Source organism: Bacillus sp. VT 712, assembly GCF_001614195.1.
GTDB classification, from domain to species: Bacteria; Bacillota; Bacilli; order Bacillales; family Bacillaceae_H; genus Priestia; species Priestia flexa.
Genome location: NZ_LWBK01000004.1, coordinates 57433 through 83268, shown reverse-complemented (window position 1 = coordinate 83268; position 25836 = coordinate 57433). Strand labels below are relative to the sequence as shown.

29 protein-coding genes are annotated in these 25836 nt (G+C 37.5%); 10 read left to right on the top strand and 19 right to left on the bottom strand.

Features of this window, described 5'->3' with window-relative positions:
- Positions 1 to 2: 2 nt before the first annotated feature.
- The 6 genes from A2U94_RS02995 to A2U94_RS02970 form a co-directional block, all read right to left on the bottom strand.
- Positions 3 to 314, bottom strand: a complete 312-nt coding sequence (locus A2U94_RS02995; protein WP_025911115.1) for a cupin domain-containing protein — start codon at positions 312 to 314, stop codon at positions 3 to 5.
- Complete coding sequence (locus tag A2U94_RS02990; protein ID WP_025911117.1) at positions 289 to 1056, bottom strand: YqcI/YcgG family protein; 768 nt, start codon at positions 1054 to 1056, stop codon at positions 289 to 291. Before A2U94_RS02990 ends, A2U94_RS02995 begins: the two co-directional genes overlap by 26 nt.
- 203 nt (positions 1057 to 1259) lie before the next feature.
- Complete coding sequence (locus A2U94_RS02985; protein ID WP_025911119.1) at positions 1260 to 2084, bottom strand: alpha/beta fold hydrolase; 825 nt, start codon at positions 2082 to 2084, stop codon at positions 1260 to 1262.
- A gap of 211 nt (positions 2085 to 2295) precedes the next feature.
- Complete coding sequence (gene parC, locus A2U94_RS02980) at positions 2296 to 4728, bottom strand: DNA topoisomerase IV subunit A (RefSeq protein ID WP_025911120.1); 2433 nt, start codon at positions 4726 to 4728, stop codon at positions 2296 to 2298.
- Entirely contained in the window at positions 4725 to 6701 is a 1977-nt protein-coding gene (parE, locus tag A2U94_RS02975; RefSeq protein ID WP_025911122.1) for a DNA topoisomerase IV subunit B, read from the bottom strand. Before parE ends, parC begins: the two co-directional genes overlap by 4 nt.
- A gap of 297 nt (positions 6702 to 6998) precedes the next feature.
- Positions 6999 to 7421 carry a CoA-binding protein gene (locus tag A2U94_RS02970; protein WP_242531504.1) on the bottom strand — a complete coding sequence of 141 codons (423 nt, stop codon included), beginning with the start codon at positions 7419 to 7421 and terminating at the stop codon, positions 6999 to 7001.
- A 187-nt stretch (positions 7422 to 7608) separates the two neighbouring features.
- Here A2U94_RS02970 and plsY point away from each other — a divergent pair, with 187 nt between their 5' ends.
- The gene (gene plsY / locus A2U94_RS02965; protein WP_025911125.1) at positions 7609 to 8199 is read left to right on the top strand and encodes a glycerol-3-phosphate 1-O-acyltransferase PlsY; all 591 of its coding nucleotides are present in this window, start codon (positions 7609 to 7611) and stop codon (positions 8197 to 8199) included.
- A 369-nt stretch (positions 8200 to 8568) separates the two neighbouring features.
- Entirely contained in the window at positions 8569 to 8859 is a 291-nt protein-coding gene (locus A2U94_RS02960; protein ID WP_025911127.1) for a HesB/YadR/YfhF family protein, read from the top strand.
- 34 nt (positions 8860 to 8893) lie between these two features.
- Here A2U94_RS02960 and A2U94_RS02955 read toward each other — a convergent pair whose 3' ends face one another.
- The 7 genes from A2U94_RS02955 to acnA form a co-directional block, all read right to left on the bottom strand.
- Positions 8894 to 9316 (bottom strand): acyl-CoA thioesterase, encoded by a 423-nt coding sequence (locus A2U94_RS02955; protein ID WP_374699981.1) that lies wholly within the window; start codon positions 9314 to 9316, stop codon positions 8894 to 8896.
- 84 nt (positions 9317 to 9400) lie between these two features.
- Positions 9401 to 10828: a phospholipase D family protein gene (locus A2U94_RS02950; RefSeq protein ID WP_025911130.1), complete on the bottom strand. Its 1428-nt coding sequence runs from the start codon at positions 10826 to 10828 to the stop codon at positions 9401 to 9403.
- 100 nt (positions 10829 to 10928) lie between these two features.
- The gene (gene tlp / locus A2U94_RS02945) at positions 10929 to 11174 is read right to left on the bottom strand and encodes a small acid-soluble spore protein Tlp (protein WP_025911132.1); all 246 of its coding nucleotides are present in this window, start codon (positions 11172 to 11174) and stop codon (positions 10929 to 10931) included.
- 121 nt (positions 11175 to 11295) lie between these two features.
- Entirely contained in the window at positions 11296 to 11439 is a 144-nt protein-coding gene (locus A2U94_RS02940; RefSeq protein ID WP_025911133.1) for an acid-soluble spore protein N, read from the bottom strand.
- A gap of 43 nt (positions 11440 to 11482) precedes the next feature.
- A complete protein-coding gene (locus A2U94_RS20530; RefSeq protein ID WP_076512981.1) occupies positions 11483 to 11626 on the bottom strand; it encodes an FbpB family small basic protein in 144 nt (47 codons plus the stop codon).
- A gap of 240 nt (positions 11627 to 11866) precedes the next feature.
- Positions 11867 to 12460 carry a peroxiredoxin family protein gene (locus A2U94_RS02935; protein WP_025911136.1) on the bottom strand — a complete coding sequence of 198 codons (594 nt, stop codon included), beginning with the start codon at positions 12458 to 12460 and terminating at the stop codon, positions 11867 to 11869.
- A 177-nt stretch (positions 12461 to 12637) separates the two neighbouring features.
- Positions 12638 to 15358: an aconitate hydratase AcnA gene (gene acnA / locus A2U94_RS02930; protein WP_025911138.1), complete on the bottom strand. Its 2721-nt coding sequence runs from the start codon at positions 15356 to 15358 to the stop codon at positions 12638 to 12640.
- A gap of 218 nt (positions 15359 to 15576) precedes the next feature.
- Here acnA and sspO point away from each other — a divergent pair, with 218 nt between their 5' ends.
- On the top strand, positions 15577 to 15726 hold the full coding sequence (sspO, locus tag A2U94_RS02925; RefSeq protein ID WP_025911139.1) for a small acid-soluble spore protein SspO: 150 nt from the start codon (positions 15577 to 15579) through the stop codon (positions 15724 to 15726).
- Between the two features lie 118 nt (positions 15727 to 15844).
- On the opposite strand, the gene A2U94_RS02920 is transcribed toward sspO, so the two are convergent.
- On the bottom strand, positions 15845 to 16105 hold the full coding sequence (locus tag A2U94_RS02920) for a hypothetical protein (RefSeq protein WP_025911141.1): 261 nt from the start codon (positions 16103 to 16105) through the stop codon (positions 15845 to 15847).
- Between the two features lie 150 nt (positions 16106 to 16255).
- On the opposite strand from A2U94_RS02920, the gene A2U94_RS02915 reads away from it, so the two are divergent.
- The gene (locus tag A2U94_RS02915; RefSeq protein WP_061784644.1) at positions 16256 to 16399 is read left to right on the top strand and encodes a small acid-soluble spore protein P; all 144 of its coding nucleotides are present in this window, start codon (positions 16256 to 16258) and stop codon (positions 16397 to 16399) included.
- 11 nt (positions 16400 to 16410) lie between these two features.
- Here A2U94_RS02915 and A2U94_RS21030 read toward each other — a convergent pair whose 3' ends face one another.
- Complete coding sequence (locus A2U94_RS21030) at positions 16411 to 16557, bottom strand: hypothetical protein (protein WP_156413425.1); 147 nt, start codon at positions 16555 to 16557, stop codon at positions 16411 to 16413.
- Between the two features lie 94 nt (positions 16558 to 16651).
- Here A2U94_RS21030 and A2U94_RS02910 point away from each other — a divergent pair, with 94 nt between their 5' ends.
- Both A2U94_RS02910 and ku read left to right on the top strand, forming a co-directional pair.
- On the top strand, positions 16652 to 17095 hold the full coding sequence (locus A2U94_RS02910) for an Hsp20/alpha crystallin family protein (RefSeq protein ID WP_025911143.1): 444 nt from the start codon (positions 16652 to 16654) through the stop codon (positions 17093 to 17095).
- Positions 17096 to 17234: 139 nt separating this feature from the next.
- On the top strand, positions 17235 to 18050 hold the full coding sequence (gene ku / locus A2U94_RS02905; protein ID WP_025911144.1) for a non-homologous end joining protein Ku: 816 nt from the start codon (positions 17235 to 17237) through the stop codon (positions 18048 to 18050).
- Between the two features lie 14 nt (positions 18051 to 18064).
- Here the strand turns inward: ku and A2U94_RS02900 are convergent, their stop codons facing one another.
- Entirely contained in the window at positions 18065 to 18469 is a 405-nt protein-coding gene (locus A2U94_RS02900) for a hypothetical protein (protein WP_025911145.1), read from the bottom strand.
- A 196-nt stretch (positions 18470 to 18665) separates the two neighbouring features.
- Here A2U94_RS02900 and A2U94_RS02895 point away from each other — a divergent pair, with 196 nt between their 5' ends.
- Positions 18666 to 19118 (top strand): YndM family protein, encoded by a 453-nt coding sequence (locus tag A2U94_RS02895; protein WP_025911146.1) that lies wholly within the window; start codon positions 18666 to 18668, stop codon positions 19116 to 19118.
- A gap of 235 nt (positions 19119 to 19353) precedes the next feature.
- Here A2U94_RS02895 and A2U94_RS02890 read toward each other — a convergent pair whose 3' ends face one another.
- The 3 genes from A2U94_RS02890 to A2U94_RS02880 all read right to left on the bottom strand — a co-directional run bounded on the left by A2U94_RS02890 (position 19354) and on the right by A2U94_RS02880 (position 23170).
- Positions 19354 to 19752, bottom strand: coding sequence for a DUF2750 domain-containing protein (locus A2U94_RS02890; protein ID WP_025911147.1), 399 nt, complete (start codon positions 19750 to 19752; stop codon positions 19354 to 19356).
- A 108-nt stretch (positions 19753 to 19860) separates the two neighbouring features.
- Positions 19861 to 21576, bottom strand: a complete 1716-nt coding sequence (locus A2U94_RS02885; protein WP_051567192.1) for a DUF2357 domain-containing protein — start codon at positions 21574 to 21576, stop codon at positions 19861 to 19863.
- The gene (locus A2U94_RS02880; protein WP_025911149.1) at positions 21539 to 23170 is read right to left on the bottom strand and encodes an McrB family protein; all 1632 of its coding nucleotides are present in this window, start codon (positions 23168 to 23170) and stop codon (positions 21539 to 21541) included. Before A2U94_RS02880 ends, A2U94_RS02885 begins: the two co-directional genes overlap by 38 nt.
- 283 nt (positions 23171 to 23453) lie before the next feature.
- Here A2U94_RS02880 and A2U94_RS22080 point away from each other — a divergent pair, with 283 nt between their 5' ends.
- From A2U94_RS22080 to A2U94_RS02870, 3 genes are all read left to right on the top strand, one after another.
- Positions 23454 to 23582 carry a hypothetical protein gene (locus A2U94_RS22080; protein WP_257788883.1) on the top strand — a complete coding sequence of 43 codons (129 nt, stop codon included), beginning with the start codon at positions 23454 to 23456 and terminating at the stop codon, positions 23580 to 23582.
- Positions 23583 to 23733: 151 nt separating this feature from the next.
- Entirely contained in the window at positions 23734 to 24492 is a 759-nt protein-coding gene (locus tag A2U94_RS02875; protein WP_025911150.1) for a TrmB family transcriptional regulator, read from the top strand.
- Between the two features lie 156 nt (positions 24493 to 24648).
- Complete coding sequence (locus A2U94_RS02870; RefSeq protein ID WP_025911151.1) at positions 24649 to 25818, top strand: MFS transporter; 1170 nt, start codon at positions 24649 to 24651, stop codon at positions 25816 to 25818.
- Positions 25819 to 25836 lie beyond the last annotated feature (18 nt).

Here is a 25836-nt window from a genome sequence, read left to right as displayed (position 1 = left end):
CATCAAAATTTTAAAATGGAGATTACATACGTACAACCATTCACATCAGCTTTTGACGCATGCTTTGTGTGTTTTGGTAAATAAATACGATCTCCCGCTTCGCACTGAGTTGTTTCTCCCTCAACTGTAAAATAAATAGATCCTTTAATAATATGAAGAATCTCGTCGGTAGGGTGAGTATGACTTGGGTGTTCCTGCCCTGCAACATCATGTTGAACCTCTACATAACCGGTATGTTTTGGAAGTAGTTCATGTATAACTTCTTCAAGACCACCGCCAATTCCTTTTTTAATAAAGGCTTTTTTTAACTCCATCTCTTTCACTCCTTTTTAGCTTGAATGGACATTCTGTTGGGAACGAGTTGTTAACATCTCGTAAGAAATACTGCTTCCATTCATGATTTTCTTGATCTCCATACCATCCTAGATGAGGATGCGCTTCAACTTTGTCGTAATCTTCAAGTCGATTCCGAACCGTTTTTTGAACTTGCTGTCCCATTTTTGTATGAGGAGTCATTCCCTCAAACACCCATCTAGGCTGAAATGTAATTATGAAACTGCTGCTCTTTCGGCTTTTTCGTAATTCATGTACAGGCGTATTACAGACAACAAATATTGGCTCACCTTCAAAACAAAACTCCCATAGAGGATCGTTAGGGTTTTTGGGGATTTCTTCGGGCCAAGGCTTTCCATCAATTCGATGTAAAAATGTGAGGGTATCCCAAAACATCGTTTCATACTGAATCATCGTACGTTTTTTATATTCAGGCTCAAAGAACACAACAAATGATGTATAGCGACCTAATGTGCGAAAGCATGCCATATATTCTTTAAGTGCATCTGCACAGAGCCTGATATCTTTATAATTATATGGTGAAGACACAAACGCAAATCGCAGCAAATCTTTTTTTAATCCCTCTACTCCTAAAATGCAGGGGAAAGGGTTCTCTTCAGAAAGCATGTCTTGACTAAAATCACTAAAAACCGCTTTTCCCCATTCAGGAACAATAGGCGAATCCATAATTTCCTTGCTATTGAATAGCTTTTTATTTCTCATTAAAACCCTCCTTACAGATTTCCACCAGATATTTTTATTAGAAACAGGGACGCTTTATATTCGTTTTCCTTGTATTTTCCAAATTCACAAACGACCGGAATAGGAAATAAGTAAACTTTTAGAAAGAAAGGCTTTTGGTAGGAATTCCACCGATTTGCCTATAGAAGACCGTTTATCACCATAATTTTATATCCTCGTTGCAGTCAATCTCTTTTCGCAGCAGAATAAACAATGTCTTTTAAGGTTTCAGTAAACTTTTTTTGTTCATCGTAAAAAAGGCCGTGACCGCTCTTTTCAAAAGGAATTAACGTTGAACCCTCAATTCCTTTATGCATGGCTTCAGCTAAAGGAAACGGACAAATTTGATCTTTCTTTCCGTGTAAAATATACGCTTTTACAAAAATTTGACTCAAGTCTTCACGGAGATCTTCATCACGCAGTGACTTTGCTGTTTTAATCGTTCCGTGACCTGAAGCTTCTAGACCTAGTAATTGAAACCAATCTCTAAAAGAAGAGCTAATTTTTGAATTAAAAAATTTCTGGCCAAAATCGGCGAGCATAGCTGGTCGATCTTGATACGTCGCTTGAATGATGCTATCTACTTCTCCCTTAGAAAGTCCATAAGGAAAATCGTCTCTTTTAATAAAGCTAGGGACAGCTGCACCAGCTAGAATCAGTTTGTTCACACCAAATCCTAAATGTCTACTCATATACCGCAGGGCAATTGCTCCTCCCATTGAAAAACCAACTAACGTTAGAGCTGAAAGTTGTAAGGCGTGAATAACTGCTCGAACATCGTCGGCTAATGAGTTATATGTATAGCCTTTGAACGGTCGACTTGATTTTCCAAACCCGCGTAAATCTATTGCAATGCAGCGAATCCCATGTTTCGGAAGCTCATTAAACTGATATTCAAACATTGTATGATTAACTGGCCAGCCGTGAAGAAACAGTATAGGCATTCCACTCCCAATGTCTTCAACATATATTTTCGTACCCTTTTGATCAACGGTAAGGTAATATCCCATAAAAATACACTTCCTTTCATTATGCCTACTTTATTTTTATGTTGATATTCTCTGTTCATGTTGATATTCTCTGTTCATGTTGATATTCTCTGTTCATGTTGATATTTTCTTAGCTGCTATTTTTTATTTATATTGATTATTTAGAACATAGTTTATATAGAATCTATATAAACTAAAAAGAACGCTGCAAAACAGCGCTCTTTTTAGTTTATTATTTTGTTTTTTTTTCAATCCACATATCAATAACGTCCCCGGATTCCGCTTGATCGATTGCAAATGAACCGTTGCTATAGCGATCGCTTGGTCGCATTGACGCTGGATCAATGCGCTCTGTTTGATTTTTCTCAGACTGTATCACAACCTCATCTTCCTTCGTGACAATCTTCACTTTTGTAATTTGATGAGGATTTGCTTTTAATTCACGAACCATTACTAATCCACGTTTCGCTCGAGATGACTGCTCAAATTCTGTCATTTTTGTTTTCTTAATAGCACCTCGGTGCGTTGTAATAAATAAATCTGTTTCCTTCACTTTTTCTTCACTAAAAACAGCTCCGCTAACGACATAATCATTTTCTTTCAAATTGATTCCTTTTACACCTGCAGCGCGCGTTCCAACAACATTGACTTCCTCTTCAGCAAACCATAAGCCGTATCCTTGGCGAGTGGCAATAAAGACCTGCTGCTTGCCATTTGTTACGTACACATCAACTACTTCGTCATTACCTTTTACATTCACAGCGACTAGAGCTTTAGAATAACGTTGCGCCTTATACTGTAGCAACTCAGATTTTTTAATCATGCCGTTTTTCGTAAAGAATAATAAATAGTAATCTTCTTTAAACTCTTTAATTGGAATGGCTTTCACAATATGGTCGTCTTTATCAATTGGAACAATGTTCATGATATGCTGCCCCATATCCTTCCATCTAATATCAGGAAGTTCATGTACAGGGAGATATAAATAGTTTCCTTTTCTTGTGAAAATTAAGAGCGTTTCTGTTGTATTAATTTCTAACTTTGAAAGAATCCGATCCGTGTCCTTCATACCAAAATCCTGCCCATTCGAAGCTGAATATGAGCGTAAGCTTGTGCGTTTGACATAGCCATCCTTTGTGACCGTCACAATGACATCTTCAGAAGGAACCATAACTTCTAGGTTAATTTTAATTTCTTCAATCTCCGCTTCAATCTTTGCGCGGCGCTCGTCACCATACTGCTTTTTCACGCGGCGAAGATCTTTTTTAATAACGTTAAAAAGCTTTTTTTCACTTGCTAGAATGGCCTCTAGCTCTGTAATCTTTTCTGTAAGCTCTTTTGACTCCTGTTCTAACGCTGTAATATCAGTATTTGTTAAGCGATATAGCTGTAAGGAAACGATTGCTTCTGCCTGCTTTTCTGTAAAGTCAAATTGCGTGATTAAGTTATCCTTCGCATTTCGCTTGTCTTTTGACGCTCGAATGGTGGCAATTACTTCATCTAAGATGGATAAAGCTTTAATTAAACCTGCAACAATGTGTTCGCGTTCCTTCGCTTTTGTTAATTCATATTTCGACCGATTGGTTACGACTTCACGCTGGTGCTCAATATAAGCATCCAAAATGCTTGGTAGATTCATTAACTTCGGTCGTTTCTTTGAAATAGCTACCATATTAAAGCTGTAAGGCACTTGTAAATCAGTATTTTTATATAAATAGTGTAAGACACCTTGTGCATTAGCATCTTTTTTTAATTCAATGACAATTCGCAGACCTGTGCGATCGGTTTCATCACGAACTTCTGCAATGCCTTCTACTTTGCGATCAATGCGAAGCTCATCCATTTTTTTAACAAGGTTTGCTTTATTCACCTCAAACGGAATTTCTGTAATCACAATTTGTTGCTTTCCGCCGCGCACATCTTCAATTTCTGCTTTTCCGCGAATGATTATTTTCCCTTTACCTGTTTCGTAAGCTTTTTTGATTCCATCAATGCCTTGTATAATACCCCCAGTTGGAAAATCTGGACCATTAATGACGGTCATTAGCTCCTCAACTGAGCTTGATGGGTTATCAATTCGCATAATCGTTGCGTCAATGACTTCTCCAAGATGGTGAGGTGGAATTTCAGTAGCATACCCGGCAGAAATTCCAGTTGAGCCATTTACAAGTAGACTCGGGAACATGGCTGGGAGCACCGTCGGCTCTTCGCTAGTGTCGTCAAAGTTAGGAACAAACTCTACCGTTTGTTTGTCAATATCACGTAATAACTCAGATGCTATTGCTGATAAACGTGCTTCCGTATAACGCATTGCTGCCGGTGGATCACCGTCAATACTACCGTTGTTCCCGTGCATTTCAACAAGTACGTTTCGTACTTTCCAATCTTGACTCATACGCACCATCGCATCATAAACCGAGGAATCTCCATGCGGGTGATAGTTACCGATTACGTTACCAACTGTCTTTGCTGATTTACGAAACCCTTTTTCAGCCGTGTTTCCTTCCACATGCATTGCATACAAGATGCGGCGCTGTACCGGCTTTAATCCGTCTCTTGCATCGGGTAGCGCGCGCTCTTGAATAATATATTTACTATATCGTCCAAAGCGGTCGCCAATTACATCCTCAAGAGGTAAATCTAAAAATCGTTCTGTTTGTGTCATTGTACATCCTCCTCTGAGACCGTTACTACATTTTCGTTATCTAAAATATTTGGATCTTCTTCTAGTCCAAACGCTACGTTACTTTCAATCCATTTTCGTCTTGGTTCTACCTTATCCCCCATTAGCGTAGTAACACGACGATCTGCTCGGGCTGCGTCATCAATGCGCACACGAATAAGCGTTCTTGTATCAGGATTCATAGTGGTTTCCCATAGCTGATCTGCATTCATTTCTCCTAAACCTTTATAACGCTGAATCATATAGCCTTTGCCAACTTTTTTTATCGCCCCTTCTAATTCTTCATCACTCCAAGCATATTCTAGAACTTCTTTCTTTCCAGTTCCTTTGCTTACTTTATACAGAGGCGGAAGGGCAATAAATACTTTTCCTGCTTCAACTAATGGTTTCATATAGCGATAGAAGAATGTTAAAAGTAGTACTTGGATGTGAGCTCCATCTGTATCGGCATCGGTCATAATGACAATTTTGTCATAGTTAATATCATCCACTTCAAATTCAGCTCCAACACCGCCGCCAATTGCGTGAATAATCGTACTAATCTCTTCGTTTTTAAAAATGTCTTGAAGCTTCGCTTTTTCAGTATTAATAACTTTACCTCTCAAAGGCAGTACAGCCTGAAAACGACGGTCACGACCTTGTTTAGCAGAACCACCAGCAGAGTCTCCCTCAACTAAATATAGCTCATTTTTTTGTGGATTACGTGATTGTGCAGGTGTTAACTTACCGCTTAGAACCGTTTCTTGACGCTTTCTTTTTTTACCGTTACGTGCGTCTTCTCTTGCTTTTCTCGCAGCTTCTCTTGCTTGAGCAGCTTTAATGGCTTTTTTTACAAGCAGCGAGCTTACGTCTGGATTTTCCTCTAAAAAATACGCTAACTTTTCGGAAACAACAGCATCTACAGATGAACGTGCCTCACTTGTCCCGAGCTTCCCTTTTGTTTGACCTTCAAATTGAAGAAGTTCTTCTGGGATACGAACAGAAACAATCGCACCTAATCCTTCACGTATGTCCGTCCCTTCAAGGTTTTTATCTTTTTCTTTTAGAAGATTTACTTTTCTTGCATATTCGTTAAACGCACGTGTCATCGCCGTTTTTGCTCCGGATTCGTGCGTTCCACCGTCTTTTGTACGAACGTTATTAACAAAGGATAAAATCGTCTCTGAATAACCATCGTTAAATTGAAACGCAAATTCTACTTCAATATTATTCTGAAAACCTTCAAAAGAAACAACTGGATGCAGCGTATCTTTTTCTTCATTTAAATATGTAACAAAAGCTTCAATTCCCGTTTCATAGTGAAACACTTCGTGCTGATTATGTCTCTTATCAATTAGTTCAATTTTAAAACCTTTTAACAAGAACGCCGATTCACGTAAGCGTTCGCTTAATGTATCAAAGTTATAAACAGTTGCTGAGAAAATGGATGGATCCGGCTTAAAATGAATGGTCGTTCCTGTTTTTCTCGTTGTTCCCTTTTTCTCTAACGTTGTAACGGGTTTCCCGCCGTTTTCAAAGCGTTGTTCATAGATGGTACCATCGCGGTAAATTGTAACCGTTAACCATTCAGATAACGCATTTACAACCGATGCACCTACACCATGTAAACCACCGCTTGTTTTATAGCCACCTTGCCCAAACTTACCTCCAGCATGAAGTACTGTTAAGATAACTTCAGGTGTAGGTTTTCCTAATTTATGCATACCGGTCGGCATTCCGCGCCCTTTATCCTGCACTGAAATGGAATTATCTTGGTGAATGGTTACAATGATTTCTTCACCATATCCTGCTAGCGCCTCATCAACCGAGTTATCGACAATTTCATAAACTAAATGGTGAAGCCCTCTTGTATCTGTGCTTCCTATATACATTCCTGGTCGTTTACGAACAGCATCTAATCCTTCTAATACTTGAATTGCATCTTCGTTATAATTAAACTTTTGCTTTTGAGCCATTCATACATACCCCTTCCATACAAACACACTTTCCTCATTATGTAGAAGACAGCAGTGCGCTGCCTTTTATATGTTTATCTTTACTTGTTCGTGTTTCATCCGCTCAGTAAGAACATACGTTTCTATTTTAGCACACTTAAACGATTTTAGCACATATTTCCGTATTATAAAAGCTTATATAGCTCTATCCCTTGATTATAGATGACCTTTGAAGCGTTGTCTAACAGTCATTTGATCGAAGATATGAAAAACCCATGCTTCCATTCACGCATGGGTTTTTCATATCCTATCAAAGATTTATTTCGTTAACGCATGTTCCACTTTAATACAACGATCCATAACAACCGTATAGCCTTTACTTGCTAAAAGTTCATATGCCTCTTCATTTATTAGTCCTAGCTGAGCCCAATAAATATCCGCATCAATTTCTAAGAACTCTTTCGCAACATCTAATAAATGCTCAGATCTTCTGAACACGTTTACAATATCAACATGCCCCTCAACATCTGTTAATGATTTTACGGCTTTCACACCTAATACTTCATCGACTAATGGGTTAACTGGTATAATTTCATAACCAGCTTTTTGCATAGCTTCTGAAACCATATACGACGTTCGTTCTGGATTATCTGATAGCCCTACTACTGCAATTCGCTTACTATCTTTTAGAATCTTTCCTAATTCTTCACGTGATGGAATTTGAACTGTCACACTTTTCATCTCCTTTTATGCTTAAACGTTCGATGTATAAAATAAATTTCCTGCATATGTTACCCGTTTTTTAGTATTTTGTAAACATTTCCTTCAAACTTACAGAAAAAAAGACTCTGCTGAAAAACTATGTATGGTGTTTTTGCTATCTCATGGTAAAATAGATACGATATATAGATAAAGGAGCTTTTGTCAAATGGATTATCTATTACCTATTCTGGCCTATATCATCGGCTCTATTCCCTTTGGACTAGTTGTTGGAAAATGGGGATATGGCATCGATATACGTGAACATGGGAGCGGAAACCTAGGAGGGACCAACAGCTTTCGAACGCTAGGAGTAAAAGCAGGTATCCTTGTAACGCTGGGAGACATTTTAAAAGGAACGTTTGCTACTTCATTAGCTGTTTTGTTTCATTCAGGACTTCATCCTCTTTTCGTCGGTTTATTCGCCGTTATTGGACATACATATCCGCTATTTGCGAAGTTTAAAGGTGGCAAAGCCGTTGCCACATCTGCAGGTGTTTTATTATTTTATGAGCCTCTTTTATTTTTAACATTGCTTGCTTGCTTCTTCATTTGCTTATACATCACCAAGTATGTATCGCTATCCTCAATGATTGCAGGTATCATTGCATTTATTTATACACTATTTACAGGCGAACTAATTTTAATCATCATTGTTGGATTCTTGGCTTTTTTTGTCATTTATCGCCACCGCGCGAATCTTGGTCGAATTCGTCAAGGGACGGAACCAAAAGTTACGTTTTTCTCAAAAAAGAAATGAAGGTAAAAAGCCTTCATTTCTTTTATTTTCATCGTTGTAAGCGAATACATTTATATTTTTTAGCTATACTGACAGTAGGAGGTGATTGAGATGAAGCCGAGCCGCTGTCCAATGTGTAAGCGTGAAAAAAAGATTCATAAACAAACGCAAAGCAGTCGTTATTGCATTCATTGCTGGGAAACAATTGAGAAGCCCTATGAATTTAAATGAAGAAGGTAGTCAAAGTGGTTATTTAGAACATTGTTTACTTTATAACTCCTTTGACTATCTTTTTTACCCTTCCACGTTCATCCAATTGTATTAATGGTAATTTTAGCTTTTTTCTACTATAATAAGAAAGGAAACCTAGTGATGGAAGGAGCACACACAATGAAATTAAACGTAACAGAACAAGCTGCCCAATGGTACAAAGATGAAATGATGTTAGAAGGCAATGAACATTTGCGCTTTTTCGTTCGCTACGGTGGTTGTAGTAATGTTCAAAAAGGATTCTCGCTTGGTATTAATAAAGACCAGCCGTCCAATATCGGTGTCAAAGCTGAAGTTAATGGTTTAACATTCTTTGTAGAAGAAGAAGATCTTTGGTATTTCGATGGTCATGATTTAAAAGTTGTCTTTAATGAAGAGGCAAGTGAACCTGAATTTATTTACGAAGCATAATAAAAAAAGCATCGACTATACATCGATGCTTTTTTTACTCTTTGCTTTTTTTAGCGTTTTCATAAGCTGCATGCCATTCCGGTAACTGCTTTCGAATGGAAATCGGCTTGAAGTTTTCTTTTTTCACGCAAACATGCGAAGAAGTTCCAGTTAGAGCAATACTTCCATCTGGCGTTATAATTTCATATCCATACACAACGCGCAAGCCATCATAATAATCAAGCCACGTTTGAATTTTAGCTGTTTCTCCGTAATGAAGTGGCTTTTTATAGGAAACGTTAATGTCAATGACTGGTGATAAGATACCATCTTTCTCCATTTCAGCATAATTAAAGCCCAAATCTCGAATAAACTGCGTACGCCCTAATTCCATCCACACTAAGTAGTTTGCATGATACACTACGCCCATTTGGTCCGTTTCACTATAGCGTACATCAATTTCTTTTATTGAAATCATGATTTTATTTCCTCCTACATCGCAATCATACGGGTACTATATTACCACAAATTGGTGTAGTTTCACTACTTATCGGCTCGCGTTTTAATACGTTGTGAAACTAAGCATCTTCTGGATACGATACAGCAATGTTTGAAAAATGGTCATTTTATTTTCATATTTTTCATACGGAAGAGTATAGGTTGCATCTTCGTTTCCCCATAAGCGTGTAAAATATTTATTCATTTCTTCCGAGATATCTTCGTCAGATCCTGCGGTAATTTTAATATTGGTTTCTAAATTCAAGTCATCTAAATTACGCTTTGTAAAATTGGCTGATCCCCCAATGATCGTACTCTGGTCCTTTCCGCGAACAAATAGAGTTTTTGGATGATACTGTTCTTTGTCTGTGTTATACCATCGTACTTGTATTTTATTGCTTGAATCATCTAATAGCTCAGCAGCTACAGGGCGATTCGGAAGGCCAATTTTTTCTTGTCCAAAAGCATTGACGTTCGGGTCTAAAACAAGTCGGACTTTAGCTCCTTTATTTGACGATTGTACTAGCTTTTCTACAACTTTGCGATCAGCAAGATAAAACATACCTAGCCATACTTCATCCCCTGATTCTACTTGATCCAGTGTATTGAGGATTTCTTTATACACTTTTCCTTCCGTTAATAGCTGTACACCAATGTCACCGCTCGGAGCTTTTTCATAGCTCAGCTTCGGGATTTGTACATCGCTCGAAAAATCGACAACTGCTTTTTCTGTTTTAACAATCTCACCAATGATATCTCCCTGCACTTCAAAAGCCATATTGGAATGATGACCACTTGCATCGTGAGGGTTGGCTGATGAAATAACGGCTGTCTTATCAGTAGCTACAACTTTCCGATGGTTAGCTTTTACATTAAAAAGCTTTAAATAGGACCTCGCCGTAATTTTCGGTGCATTCTCACCAAATGGATTGGCAAGCCATCCTTCTCCAGATTGTCCAAACCACTGTAAAAAACTTCTCCAAACGCTTGAGTATAGAGGGTTGGAGTCTCTAAGCTTTGTAACATCTGTCTCAACAACCTTAATCCCCGCTCGTTTTAATGATTCTAGCCACTCTGATTCATGTGAACCATACGTTGTATTTACCTCATCGGTAATGAAATAGATGTCTACGTTTGGTTGCTCCTTTTTCTTTTCAATTAACTTTCTCGCTAGCGTATCGCTAATAGGTGGATAGGTTTCACCTTGGTCATAGTAGCCGTTAAATAAGAACATATCCATAACGATAAAGTTTTCTGCATTGTCAATCGCTTCAAAAATCCGCCGAAAAATTTGCTGCTCGCTTTTAACTTCATCACCGCTTTGATAAGTTAAGTCATATAACAGCGATACGTCCTTTACGTAGTGTACGTTTCCTTCGTATGAAACGCCTTCAGGTAGCGGCTTATATGTATGATAGCATGCGACAATTGTCAGTAATAATATAAGTGCAAGCATGAGATATGTTGCTTTTTTTGTTAATAGGCGCCCCACCAGTTCTCCTCCTCATAAGTAGTATCAGCTGTTTATTCCCTTTCCTTGTTCATTAGAAACATAAAAGAAACATAAAGGCCAATTCTGGCCTTTATGTTTCTTAGTTAGTCGAATTAGGATATCCTTCTTCACGAGCTTTAGATTCGTCTTGAATTTCATTGCGCATTGCCTCTATACTTACTTCTCGATTATGATTTTTTTGCTCAATTTTCGCACGCTCTTCTCCAGTCGCTCGCGTCATTGTAGCCTCAGCTTTTTCGATATTATCAATCGTGTTTTGAACCATTGATTGTAAGCGTTCTACATTGTTGCTACGATCATCTGGGTTTGGTTTACTCCATGTCATAGTAAAATCCTCCTTTAAAATCCTTTTTTTGTACATCTCTAGTATGCAGCGGTTTTTTCTTTGTATAAGTGGAAAATAACACCCTTTTAAAACACAAAAAAAGTCGCTGTTCAGCGACTTTCTATTCTCCCTTTGTTTGAATAACCTGAGGGTGTTTTCCTGATTTATCTTGCATTTTCTTGCCATTGTTACCACCGGCTTCTCGCGGCTGAGTGCCAATGTGGTCAGGTACAAAACGTTTGGCGAATTTCTTCGGATTTCCCATGTTAACCCCTCCTTGCTGTTACTGTAACCAGTTTCAGAAGGAACTATTCAGCCTTTTCAAGCATACGTTTTTCTAGACGCTCTTCAATCGCAAGCTCAATTCGCTCGATCTCTTGTTGGTCTTCTAACAACTTGCTTTTATTCTCTCTTACTAACTCTTCAAACGTGCGTTTATTTACTCTTCTCATCTTTATCACCTATCCTTTTTAATTTTTGAAAAGTCTGAAAAATAACTATACAATAGATTACTATTATTTTTGCCATAATCCTTCACATTAAACCTAAAAAATTCAAAATGCTCCAAATTTGATCATTTTTTTGTTAAAACACGTAGCTTTTTCTAAAGTAAAGATCGATTTTTGAGCATACTTTCTATACGAACATGCCTATGAAAAGGTTTCATTTTATTCACAAAAAAAAAGCAGCCATTATGAGCTGCTTTCAGACGCAAAGGTCTCCATTTGTTCTAGCGTCATTGGTCCGTTAATACGCTTAACAATTTTACCTTTTTCATTAATAAAGTATGAAGTTGGGATTGTCATCACACGATATGCTTTCGTAGCTACCTCATCTTTTTCATCTAGAAGCACTTGAAACGATAGTTTGTTTTCTTTTAAAAAGGTTGAAACACTTTGTTTACTACCTTCAGACGACGTTAAATTTACAGCTAGGATATGAACTTCCTTTCCTGATGTGTCGTGAAACTGCTGCATAGCTGGCATTTCTTCTTTACAAGGAGGGCACCACGTAGCCCAAAAATTCAAGATAATCTTTTTTCCTTTAAAGTCTGATAGCTGAACTGATTTACCTTGTGTATCCTTTAACGTAAACGGAGGAGCTTGATCTCCAGGTTCTAAACCATACGGCTCTCCATTTGCTACTTCAGCTTGTCCTTCTTTTATGTTCAAGTCTTCATACGATGATAACTTTTCTCCTTCATCATCTTTTGGTGCTAAAGCTTGCCACGCTGCAAAGCTTGCAAAGCCTACCAGTAAAAGTGTTGCTATAACTTTTTTTAGCATTATGCTTACTCCTTTCAGCCAGCTTCTATGAAATTACAGACCCTTTTTCTTTATATATGTACAAGAACATGCAAAATCATCCTAAAATGTGAATCTTTTATTATCATACCATATCCGAAAGCGTTTTATGAAAAACGAAAAGAAAAACGCACCTTAAAAAGGTGCGCTTCTGCTATCTTATGCGTGCGTTTTTGATTGAAGCTTATCGCGTAGTACCATCTGTAAGATACCACCATGACGGTAGTAATCAATTTCAACTTCGCTATCAAAACGAACTAATACGTCGAACTCTTTTTTGTTCCCAGCTTCATCCGTTGCAGTAACTTTTACAAAGTCACGTGGTTTTACTGTTTCATCAATTTGAACACTAATTGTTTCAGTTCCAGTTAAGCCTAATGTTTCAGCGCTTTCGCCTTCTTTAAACTGAAGTGGAAGAACACCCATTAACACAAGGTTTGAACGATGAATACGCTCAAAGCTTTCAGCGATAACCGTTTTAATACCAAGTAAGTTTGTTCCTTTAGCAGCCCAGTCACGAGAGCTTCCCATTCCGTAATCTTTACCTGCTAATACAACAAGACCTGTGTTTTCTTCTTTATACTTCATACAAGCATCGTAAATGCTCATCACTTTATTTTCAGGCCAGTACGTTGTCCAGCCACCTTCAGTACCTGGTGCAATTTGGTTTTTAATACGGATGTTTGCGAACGTACCGCGCATCATTACCTCGTGGTTACCACGACGAGATCCGTATGAGTTAAAGTCTCTTGGCTCAACGCCTTTATCTTGTAGATACAGGCCAGCTGGTGATGATTTTGCAATTGAACCTGCTGGTGAAATATGGTCTGTCGTTACAGAATCTCCAAACTTCGCTATAACACGCAGGTCATTTAATGCTTCTACCTCACCTGGCTCTTCAGATAACCCTTCAAAGAACGGCGGGTTTTGAATATATGTTGAGTCATTATCCCACGTGTAAAGCGCTTCTTCACTTGTTTCAATTTCGTTCCAACGCTCATTATCATCAAACACGCGATCATACTCTTTACGGAACAATTCTGGCGTTACAGTTGCTTTTACTACTTCTTTAATCTCGTCTTGAGAAGGCCAGATATCGCTAAAGAATACTTCTTTACCGTCTGCTCCTACACCAATCGGATCTTTCTGCAGGTCAATATCAACTGTACCAGCAAGAGAATACGCTACAACAAGCGGTGGAGATGCTAAATAGTTTCCTTTTACAAGCTGGTGAATACGACCTTCAAAGTTACGGTTACCTGACAACACTGACGTAACTAATAAATCGTTATCTGCAATTGCTTGCTCGATTTCGTCTTCTAATGGACCAGAGTTTCCGATACATGTTGTACAGCCGTATCCAACTACGTTGTAACCAATTTTTTCAAGGTAAGGAAGTAAGCCTGATCTTTGTAAATAGCCCGTTACAACTTTTGAACCTGGTGCTAATGATGTTTTTACGTAAGCTGGAACATCTAATCCTTTTTCAACTGCTTTTTTAGCTACTAAACCAGCCGCTACTAATACGTATGGATTTGATGTATTTGTACAGCTTGTAATTGCAGCAATAGCAATTGCACCTGTTTTCATTGTTGTTTCTGTACCGTCAGCAAGCTTAAATGTTACTTCTTTTTCTACATCAGAAGTACTTAAGCCAAAGCTTTGATTACTTACAGGAGCTATTAGCGCTTTTTTAAATTCACTTTGCATGTCTGAAAGTGGAATTAAATCTTGAGGACGCTTTGGACCTGAAAGGTTTGATTCAATTTCGGCTAAGTTAATTTCTACTACATCTGTAAACGTTGGCTCTACTGCATCTGGAGTATAGAATAAGCCGTTTTCTTTTGTATATTGTTCGACAACCTGAATATCAGCTTCATCACGACCCGTAAGACGCATATAGTCTAACGCTTCGCTATCAACTGGGAAGAATCCACAGGTTGCTCCATATTCCGGTGCCATGTTAGCAATTGTTGCGCGATCTGCTAATGGAAGTTGAGCTACACCTGGTCCGAAGAATTCAACAAATTTTCCAACAACACCTTTTTGACGAAGTACTTGCGTTACTTTTAAAGCAAGGTCTGTTGCTGTTGTACCATTTGGTAATTCACCAGTTAGCTTCACTCCAATAACTTCTGGTACTGGGAAATACGAAGGTTGACCAAGCATTCCTGCTTCTGCTTCAATACCACCAACGCCCCAACCTAGAACGCCAATACCGTTAATCATTGTTGTATGAGAGTCAGTTCCGACCAATGTATCTGGAAACGCTAAGTACTCTCCGTTTTCTTCTACTGCATGGACTACGTTTGCTAAATATTCTAAATTTACTTGGTGTACGATTCCTGTTGCAGGAGGTACAGCACGATAGTTATCAAATGATTTTTGAGCCCAGTTTAAGAACTTATAGCGCTCTGTGTTGCGTTGAAACTCAAGATCCATATTTACTCGTAAAGAATCTAATGTTCCCGCTTTATCTACTTGAACTGAGTGGTCAACTACGAGATCTACTGGAATTTCTGGATTAATTTTATCTGGGTCTCCACCTAAATCAGCCATTGCTTTACGTAAAGATGCTAAGTCAACAACTGCTGGTACACCTGTGAAGTCTTGAAGAATAACTCGTGATGGCTTAAACGGCACATCTACTTCTTGAATTTCATCAGTTCCCCATTTTGCTAAATTTTCTACGTGCTCTTTTGTGATTACACGTCCGTCTACTTGACGAAGAACGGATTCTAATAATACTTTAATTGAATACGGTAGTTTTGAAACTGCTCCTAAACCGGCTTCTTCTAATGCTTGTAAGCGGTAATAATTATATGTGCTACCGTTAACTGTGAATGACGAACGAGCGTTAAAAACGTCTTTTTTAGTCATTTCATTACCCCCTTAAATGCTATGTATAAAGGATTTTACTTACCCCATCCTCTATTCCCTTCACCATCTATCTTAATATAATGTTATACATAAGTAAATAAAAAGAATGTTATTAATTTACATAAGTTTTTCTTATAAAATAATCATTAATCACAAACATTTTCTAATAATTCATATTTCATCGACTTTTGTGCATATTAAAAATGGAGGTGAATAAAATGGCTAATCATAAATCAAAGCACGTCATTCCTGGAGCTAACGCTGCTAGCGCTCAGGGAAAAGGAGCAGGTTACAATGAAGAATTTTCAAATGAGCCGCTAACTGAACAACAAAAGCAAAATAATAAAAAACGCAAAAAAAATCAATGAGCTAGTTTAACATCGTGCTTTATCGTTCATAATGATTATCAGTGTTAGATAAGCACATACCTTAAACCTCATGATTTCTAGCATAAAAAGCCATGTTTTCACATGGCTTTTTGGCTATTTATTCATTCACTTCGTTCATAATTCCTTGCAAGTCCTGCTGAAACTGTGTAAGCTGCTGACGCTGCGTTTCAGTAGCTGTTTCCAGCCCATTGTTAATTTGTTCATATGTTTCATTAATTTCTTCTTTAAGAAGCTTTAGCTCATGCCCATACGCCGCATCGTGTTTTACAATATTTGATTGTGCATACGCATCTAACGTTTGTTTATGGCCTTGTTGAGCTGCTTGAAAAGCCTGCTGACTATTTTTATGATATGGCATAATATCTCTCCTTTTTTACATTGTTCTGTTGTATTGTTTCATATCCCTCTGCTATTCATACCCCTCTTTTACAGGTTAAAAATGCCGAGCATAGATGCTTCTATAATGAGCGACATTAAGAAAGAAGCAACGAAAAGGAGGAGCTTTCATATGAACAAAAACGATAGTAAAGACATGCATAAAAACGCACCTAAAGGACATCAAACTGGGCAACCTGAACCGCTTAGTGGATCTCATAAAGTAAAGAATCGTCAACATACTCGTCAAAAGCATAATAGCGGTCACGATATGTAAAAAAAGAGCCCTTAGCGGCTCTTTTTTTGTTTATTAGCTTGCATCGCTTGAATTTCCTCTGGCAGCTCGTTATCTCTTTCTTCTGAAAGAGATAACGGCATAACTCCTGATAAAATTTCTGTTGTAACTTCATCATTTCTGCGTTCATTTCGAGTCACAGTATCTTTTCCTTTCTATACATCATTTCACAATCTTTGAAAGCTTGCATATGATGGTTATGGAAGAACGTGTATCATAACGGAGGAAACAAGTATGAACAACAAACATTCTAAAAACGATTGCTCAAAAAGTTTTCAAGAACTGCTAGAGTTAATTTTGGAAAATCCTTTTATGAGCTATTTAGATTATGATTCTGTTCGCGCAGATTTATTCGAAACGGAAGATACTTATATTGTGGAAGTAGAGCTTGTTGGCTATCATCCTCACCATATCCATGTATCAGTTGAATTACAAACTCTTCTTCTTGTAGCAACAAAGCAAGTGAGCTATGAGCAATATGATGATAAACGGCATACGTCTCAAAAAGCTTTACGTGAGGAAAAAATTGAAAAAACAATTGATTTTCCTTTTTTGTTAACCAATAAAAAAATTGTCGGAACCCTTCAGAATTCCATACTAGAAATTACCATTTACAAAAACTCCAACGTGACTTCTCCCACTGCTTATGTTCCTATCCAACCCTTCTTCAGCGAATAAACTCTATTCAAATGCTCTCTTAAATTGTTTATTTAGAACATAGATTAATTAAGGCTATTTACGTTTTAATAGTCTTAATTAATGATGTACATATCTTCTCTTCCTCGTTGCACACTATAGAAAAAAACGAGGTGATCTTTTGCTTCATACAGCATGGAAAGGCCAGCTGTCTTTTGGACTGATTGAATTTCCAATTAAGCTTCACGGGGCAGTTGAAGACAAGGACATTAAATTACGAACGCTGCACTCGGTTTGTTATAAACCCATCCATCATGTAAAGCGCTGTGAACATTGTGAACGTGATGTTGCATCAGATGAACTAATTAAGGGGTATGAAACAAGTGAAGGTCATTTTGTGACATTATCAGAACATGAGCTAGATGAGCTAAAAAAGCGATTTTCTCAAAGTAAGACCATTGACATTTTACATTTTGTCGAGCTAGAAGAAATTGATTCAATCTACTTTGATAAAAGTTATTATATTTCAGCCAATGAATTTGGTGGGTACGAATATAGCGTCTTATTGGAGGGGCTTGCACTAAGTGGAAAGGTTGGTATTGCAAAGGTCTTTCTATATTCCAAGCAGCAGCTTGCAATCATTCGTTCTTATGGAGACTGCCTTTTATTACAAACGCTGCACTTTCATGAAGAGCTTCGCCATGTACAAGACGTGCCTCATGTCGACGCCTTACCTTCTCTATCAACCAAAGATCGTGAAGCAGCTATGGAAATCATTAATAAGTTGTCCGCTCCGTTTGAACCAAAAATGCATCATAACGACTATCGTGATATGCTACATGAACTAATTCAAAGCAAAGACGCTATGGCTTCTTTCAGTCAACAGCAGTCTGAACAAGACGTTACAAAGCTTATGCAAATGTTAAAACTAAGTATCGATCAATCCAACTTAAAGCCGAGAAAGCCTCGTAAAAAGGCGATTCAGAAAAAGGCATAAAAAAGCGAACAATGTTAATTGTTCGCTTTTTTCACTACAGATTCTTTAGGAATAATGGTTCCATAATCTACGGGAACTTTTATATACTGAGTAATTTGTTTGTTTTCTACAAATACAACTACATTTTCCTGACTATTTAATACGCTGTTTAATGTAGCATCCGACCATTTAAATCCAAGTTCTTTATTAACATCCTTTACTGACGCTTCTGGGCCAAAAACATATACTTCATCCCAGTTAAAATCAAAGAGTTCATTAAAATCAATCACTGCGTAGTCGCTTTTCGTTTCTTCTTTTGTTTTATTTATCTCATCTACTAATTGAGACTCTAGCTGTGCCTGATTGCGTTCACTATAGGCACGATCAATAAAAAATGTAGCTAATAATGCAGCTACTGTGAATAGTAAAATCTTCTTCACAACCTGCTCCTCCTGTCAGATTCATCGTTGTCGTATATACATATGATGCGACTCTATCTTTTTACATTTTAGAAAATTCAACAAGAAATTACAACTAATATCTAAATTTGTCACAGAAATATTACATAAAGTTTGCTTTTGTATAAAAAGTAATTCTTCGTCCATACTAAGAAGAAAAGGCAGGTTTATAAAACACATGAAGCACATTTCCATTATCATCGTAAAATTCATTTCGTGTATGATTGCGTTCGCTATTGGACTGGATTTATTTTTCGATGCAACGTTTGTTGACATTTTATCGTTTAGCGCTTTTGTAACCGTTGCATCTTACATATTAGGTGATCGCATTATTCTTCCCGCTTTAGGTAATAAAGCAGCTACTGCTTTTGATTTTATTTTGGCCTATATGAGCGTATGGATATTCGGGACAATTCTATTAAATAACTATATGCAAATCGCATGGGGAAGCATTTTATCCGCAACGATTATTACCGGTGTTGAAGTGCTTGTACATCGCTACTCATTAGCGCACTTCTTTCAAAATCGAACGCGTACTGTAAAAAGAACAGAGTTTCGAAAAGGTTTTGCATATGGCACTGAATTTGCGGAAGAGCACGATTCAGATATTCATGATCCTCAAAAAAAATAACCGGAAAGCAGGCGCTTTTCGGTTATTTTTTTATTTTGACTAGTGACCAATACTGATTATTACGTATAATAAAAGTAAAGAAAGGTGGTGATCACCTATGAAAAACCGCGACAAACAGCGAAAGAAAAAGCGCAAGATCCTACAGGATTATCTCAAAAACAAGCTTAAAAATTTAAACCCAAAACAGTCTAAGGGTCCTGTATCTAATTATAAAAACCGCTAAAACCTAAAAGGGTTAATGAATAATCTCTGTCTTACCAATTTCCCACTCTAAGTCGAATAATAGCTGATCAACACCGATAATAATAGTATCTAATCCATTCCAAAACACAGAGGATAACATGCCCTTTTTCTTCATACCTAACAAGAGTTCATTCATAAATGTCTCAAGAGAAATGTCAATGACTCTGCAGCCAGATGGTGCATGCTGTAAACAACACTGTGCATATTCTTTGCAAGGCCATACGGGTACTAATCGCTTATTGTCATCATTTCCGGTCATCTTTACCTGATTATGTTCATCAAGAACAATCCAAACTCGTTTGCATTTAATTACTTGCTCGATAAAATACGTGTAGCGATCATGAGCAGAAGCATTTACTAATTGCTGAAATATTGATTGTTCTACCATCATTGTTCCCCTCCATTTTCTATTTTTTTAAAGGAGTTCAATTGAACTTATTTTCAGTATATAGATTCGTTAAGAAAACGGTGCCACCTTACGTTTCTTTTAAAGAATATACTAGTTAAATTTGGTCAAAAGACCTAAGATAAAGTCTTGGACTATTTTTTCATTGGTTGGTAAAAAAGGAAGAGCTCCAATTCCTATTTTTTCAATACTTTTAAGAAAGTAGTCTACAGATGTTTTATCATTGCTTGGGAACAATACAATCGCCTTTTCAATGATGCGCTCATTTTTACTATTTAAAATGGCATCACGATATCGATGCATCGTATTCAGGTCTTCTTCTTTAGGAATAAGATCGTGACCTTTTCGGTGTACCCGATATTTGGCATCAAAAACATAGTTCACGTATTCTCCACTATTTTTTTCCAATGTCAATACTAAATCTGGTCTTTGGGTGGTCGTGTGCTTTGATCTGAATTCCTTTTGATAAAAAAGATAGATACGTTTTCCGCTCTTTGAAACGAATTCATGATGTGATGCTCCTGTATTCATGAACAGCTCATTTTGTGTTATTTTTATGCTGTTATGTGTTCTTAATGTGGCATACGCCTGAAGTAGATCGCGTATTCGTAAATAAACCCAATACTCATATAACCAAGCGGTATTTTTCAGAGATAGCGTATAAAACTCTCCATTCAATGTAATTCCTCGCATCAGCATCATATAGTACTTACACACTTCTTTATATAACGGAACTTGGCGAATACGACGATCTATCGAATAGATTGATTTAGTGCTTATCTGGTTCCAAAAAAAGTTGGAGCGAACTGTTTTTACAGCCTGCTGCATGCGATTAATCTCTTCTATCATGTTTCGTTTCACCATGGAACGATGATACTCTTCCTTTCGATTCATGACGTGTAAAAAAAGCTGCTCTAGCTTATTCTCAACAGTCGTTAACATCCATTTTACCGTTTGATTTTCAAACGTATCTACGGTATCGCTTCTACTTGTGCCAATGACTTTGTTCGGTATTACATACTTATTTCGTTTTAAGCGAACACCCCTTTTAGCAGGTACGAAATAATTAGGGTGTTTACGCAAGTATCCTATTGATAAGCTATCTGACTTTTTGAGCTGGTCTCCTCTCATAAAATCTCTCTCTTTTAAAACAGTGCGTGTTGGCTGCTTTTCTATCTGCTTAATATATTTCATAAATGGTTGAAAATGATGAGATATAAGGTGGTAAAACTCGAGCCAATTCCCGTCTTTTACTGTTAAATTCAAAGATCCTTTTAAATACGTATTACCTACCAGTTTGTAGGCCATCCCATACGTTGATTGGTTAATGGATTCAACTATGGAAAGGTAATCGCTTTTATAGTCCATTTTGGTAGGAAAGATTTCAAGCGTAAAAGCTATTATTTTCTCTGTTCCGCTCATAACATGAAAAGTTGTATAGCCAATTTCATTTTGTAGAAGAATTGTACTGAACAAAATTGACTGTCCGTCTCCATACACACTCCGACTTTTTTGCTTGATGCCTGTCATTTCATTTACTAAAAACAGCTCTTTTTGTTCCTTTGACACCACCATTACTTCATACTGTTCATTTTCAAAAAATAAGGGCTGGAGAGGTGAATTTTGTACATGCTCTCTCTCCTTAGGATGGTACACTTCGACCTTTTCAATATCTTGCCCTGTACAAGAAAAAAACATCGACTCGCTTACTTCCTCATTAAGTGTTTCAGCTTTTCCGCTAATGGTGACGGTACAGTTTCTCATGGCAATTTTAACGAACGGTATTTGTCCAGAATGATGTATATCCAAATGCCTCATACCTTCTAATCATCTCCATTACTTTTTTCGCACTGCGAGGAAAACGCATTCGTTCCGCTTCAATAACAGCTGTTTCAATATTTTGATCAACAAATGTATTCGTACAGTAATAGTATAGTTCCTTTAATACGTCAAACGTGTATACGTCACCTCCACTAATGCGTGGAGCTATTTTTTGCAACAGCTGAAAGTCAAATGCCTGATCAAACGTAAACACGCCGCTTTTAATAGCATAAATCATATAAAAACAGATTTCGTCTCTCATTCGATAACCAACTTGACAATCGATAGGCCTTAATAATTCATTTAGAGACATTAACTCATTTGTAACCTCATTAATTAGCTCCCCATGCTCAACGTATGCATCTTTTAAATGAATATACAAGCTTTGAATCTGTGTTGTTTCGATTCCTGCTGTAACTAAAGAATCCTGTGTAAGACTTTCAAAAGAATCGAGGTGAATTGTATTAAGCTCGACGGTATTCGTCCGATCTAACACTTTTTGGCTGAATGAGTGCGTCGTTTCGTCCATATTAACCGTTCCTACAATTAATAAGTTAGGAGGGATGTACACGTCACAAAACATCCTGTGACCTGGCAACAGAGGCGCGGTTTTAATTTTACGCTCTTGCCACTTCCGGCTTTCTATTACGCTTAACACGTCGCTTAAATAATGTTCAACACGGGCTAAGTTCATCTCGTCCAATATTGCCACGTATGTATAAGTGGGATGTTGAATGGCTTGTTGCACAATTCCTAAGAAGGCTCCTTTTCGAAAATCGCCTCTGAGGTCGATGTAGCCAAGCAAATCCGATCCGTCATGCCAGTCTGGTCTGACGGGAATTAAGGCCAACCTTCCATTTTCAAACGTTGCGCCTAGACTTTCTGCTAACAGCTGTGCCAGTTTCGTTTTCCCAGTTCCGCTCATGCCTGATAAAATGATAAAGGGCTTTGTTTTTAACGACAAATAAATGTTTGTTAAGTCTTCATCTTCATACGTAAAGCCTTGTGATTTGATATATTCTTTCATATGAGTTATTACATCTTTGTCCGATAAAAGCTCTTTACTCATTCCATGCGCTTTTAAAAACTGACGATGGATTTCAATAAATAATGTGAGATCTTCATAAAGCTGACGATCACTTGCAAAGTCTTCAATGTGATAAGGCACGTATAACGCTACGTTATCTTCAAAACTCTTTGCATCACTACTTGTGCCAATCATTAATAAATGATCTTTTTTTATTCGCTCATGCTCGGGAGTAAAAAAGCGAATGTCAGCAATAGTAGGTGCATCTTCTTCTTCTCTTTTTAACACAAGGTATAGTCTCTGTCCGTCTTCACTCAGCGCATACGATATCGCAAGGCCCGTTACGCTCTTTTTGTCCACAATGTTGATATAGGGGAAAAGCGCTGTTTGCATTCCGGTTATTTTGAATTCTTCGCGGTTAACTTCAGAAAGCTTATAAAGTGAAAGTGGAATTCGTCTCGTTAGCATATTGTCGACTTCGTGAGAAAGCAAAGCATCGCTTTCTTTTGCAGAAAAATTTTCAGCAACGTATAGCAATCGTTCTCGTAAACTCATCGACTCATTCCTCCTTTTCTATACGTAAAAGCATCGCCAAAAGACCATGCTTGTTTTCTCCAGTATTTTCTTATCTTTATTATATAGTATGCGCTTTAATTAGAGAAATGTTATGAAAGCCTGTTTCCTTACAGTCTTGTAAGAAAACTGTAAGCTCGTGTAGTAGGGTGTGATTATTACCTTATTTTATAATTGAGAAACAAAAGTAATCTTCCATCCAAAGTAAACACACTCATTAATTAAATTTTAAATAGAAAATAAAGGATTAAAGGAGAGATTTAAATTGAAGTATTTTTTCCAAGCAGGCGCATGCGTCATTTTACTAGTAGGTGGTATTGTTATTTTCACTTATGCCGGCATTCAATTTCTATACGGAAAAGTAAGAGAATCCACAGCCAGAAATCACGGATAAAACCATGCTATAACAAGGAGTTTATCATGCCTCTATTTATTACTATGAATAGATAATAATCGCACTATTCTCGTTGACAACATGGTTTTGTAAACTAGATTTGTTATAATAAAATACATATAACTTATTACAAGAGACTCTTGGAGGTTTTATGTTACAAAAGTTCGGTTATTCTCAATATGAAAGTCAAGTATATGAAGCGCTTGTATCGAGCGAAGAGTCGTTGGACGCAACGGCTATCGTGCGTGCATCTCAGGTACCAAAAGCAAAAATCTATGAAGTATTAGATAAACTCATTGAAAAAGGTGTCGTGTTAAACACTCTTTCCGGTAAAAAAAAGTTTTACTCTGCGGTATCACTTGATGTCATTATTAAAAAGTTAAGCTTAGAATTTGAAGAAGATATTCGCGATTTGCAGTCTTATAAGATTAAGAAAGTTAGTCAAGATGATCACGTGTGGACACTAAAAGATGAAGCAACTATCATAGCTACAATCGATGAACTTATTCAAGATGCGTCGCATTCCATTTTGCTATCGGCTTGGAATACAACGCTTGAGCACTACCGCCCCTTGTTAGAAGAGAAAGAAAGAGAAGGAATTTCAGTTGAAATCTTAACAATTGGAGATTTGCGCACGACGTTGGAAAATACGAGCACGCTTCACCCCATGGAACACCATGAGAAGCTAGAACCATCTCAGCTCGTCATCGTGGATGAACAGTCCTTGCTGTTTGCAGGAATTGAAAACGAGACGTGGAAAGCCATTAAGACAAACTCTCAGCCCCTTGTTAAAGTATTTACCGACTTTTTTTATCATGATGTCGCTCTTACATATATCACAAAAAAATACCAAGAGCAGCTGCTGGAAGATGAAACGATTATGCGACTTCTTACTCGTCTTCGCTATTAGTAATCTCCCCAGCTCTCACGCTACTTTCTTACTCCATATAGACGTTAATTAAAAAAAGATTGCTTTTACGCAATCTTTTTTTAATTTTGCACTTGAAAGGAGCTACAATAAAGGTTACTATTACAGTTGTAACTTTTATTAAAAGGAGTTTTATTTATGAATCATAAAGTGTACATACTTGCGATTGCTTCCTTCGTTGTAGGAACTGTTGAGCTTATTTTAGGAGGCATTCTCGACCTCATCGCAAGTTCATTTCAAGTATCAATTGCAAAGGCTGGATATCTAATCTCCATTTTCTCTCTTGTCTATGCAATTTCAGCACCTGTATTGTTAAACATTACGGCAAAATTCGAACGTAAAAAAGTTTATTTATGGGCTTTATTTATCTTTTTACTAAGTAATATCGTAGCTTTAGCTAGTACGGGTTACTCCATGCTGATGGTTTCTCGCATATTAGCTGCTATGAGCGGATCGTTCATTATTGTGTTATCTACAACAATGGCATCGCGCCTTGTGAAACCTGAATATCAAGGCAGAGCACTAGGAATTGTATTTATGGGTATTAGCGCTTCGTTAGTACTTGGGATTCCGATTGGCATTTTTATTGGAAACGCGTTTGGTTGGCGTGAAGTCTTTATTTTAATTGCACTTTTAACAGCGATTATTATGGTTATCGTTGCAATTAGCATGGAACGCTTAGAACCTGCTCCAGTAGTACCGATTAAACAACAGCTTAATGCACTTCGAAATACAAAAATGCTGTCTATTCATATCGCAACCTTTTTTGTATTAGCTGGTCACTTAACGCTGTATGCTTATTTCACACCGTTTTTACAAGAAACATTTGGATTATCAAGCGGAATGGTGACGCTTGTATACGGCATTTTCGGATTAGCAGCCGTAGCAGGTGGAGGTTTTGGTGGCGTTCTTTCTGATAAACTTGGAGCACCTACTGCCGTCATTGGAATTATCGGTGCCTTTTTTCTAAGCATGGTCGCTCTTCCTTTTGCCGTTAAGCTGCCTTTTATTTTATTCTTAATTGTGATGACGGTTTGGAGCGCTCTAAGCTGGGCCGTTTCACCAGCTCAGAACAACTTAATTATTCAAAGCGCCAAAGACAATCCCGATGTATTGATTAGTACAAATGTTGCCATTTCTCACTTGGGAATTGCTGCAGGATCTTACGTGGGTGGAATTATTATTAACGGCTATTCATCTCTCTTTAACGGTTGGGTTGGTTCTATTTTAGTTTTACTAGGTCTACTAGCAACCGTAATTGCTGTAACGCGCCCAAGCATTTCCACTAACTCTATTCAAAGTAAATAAGAAAACCCGCTGCTTGTA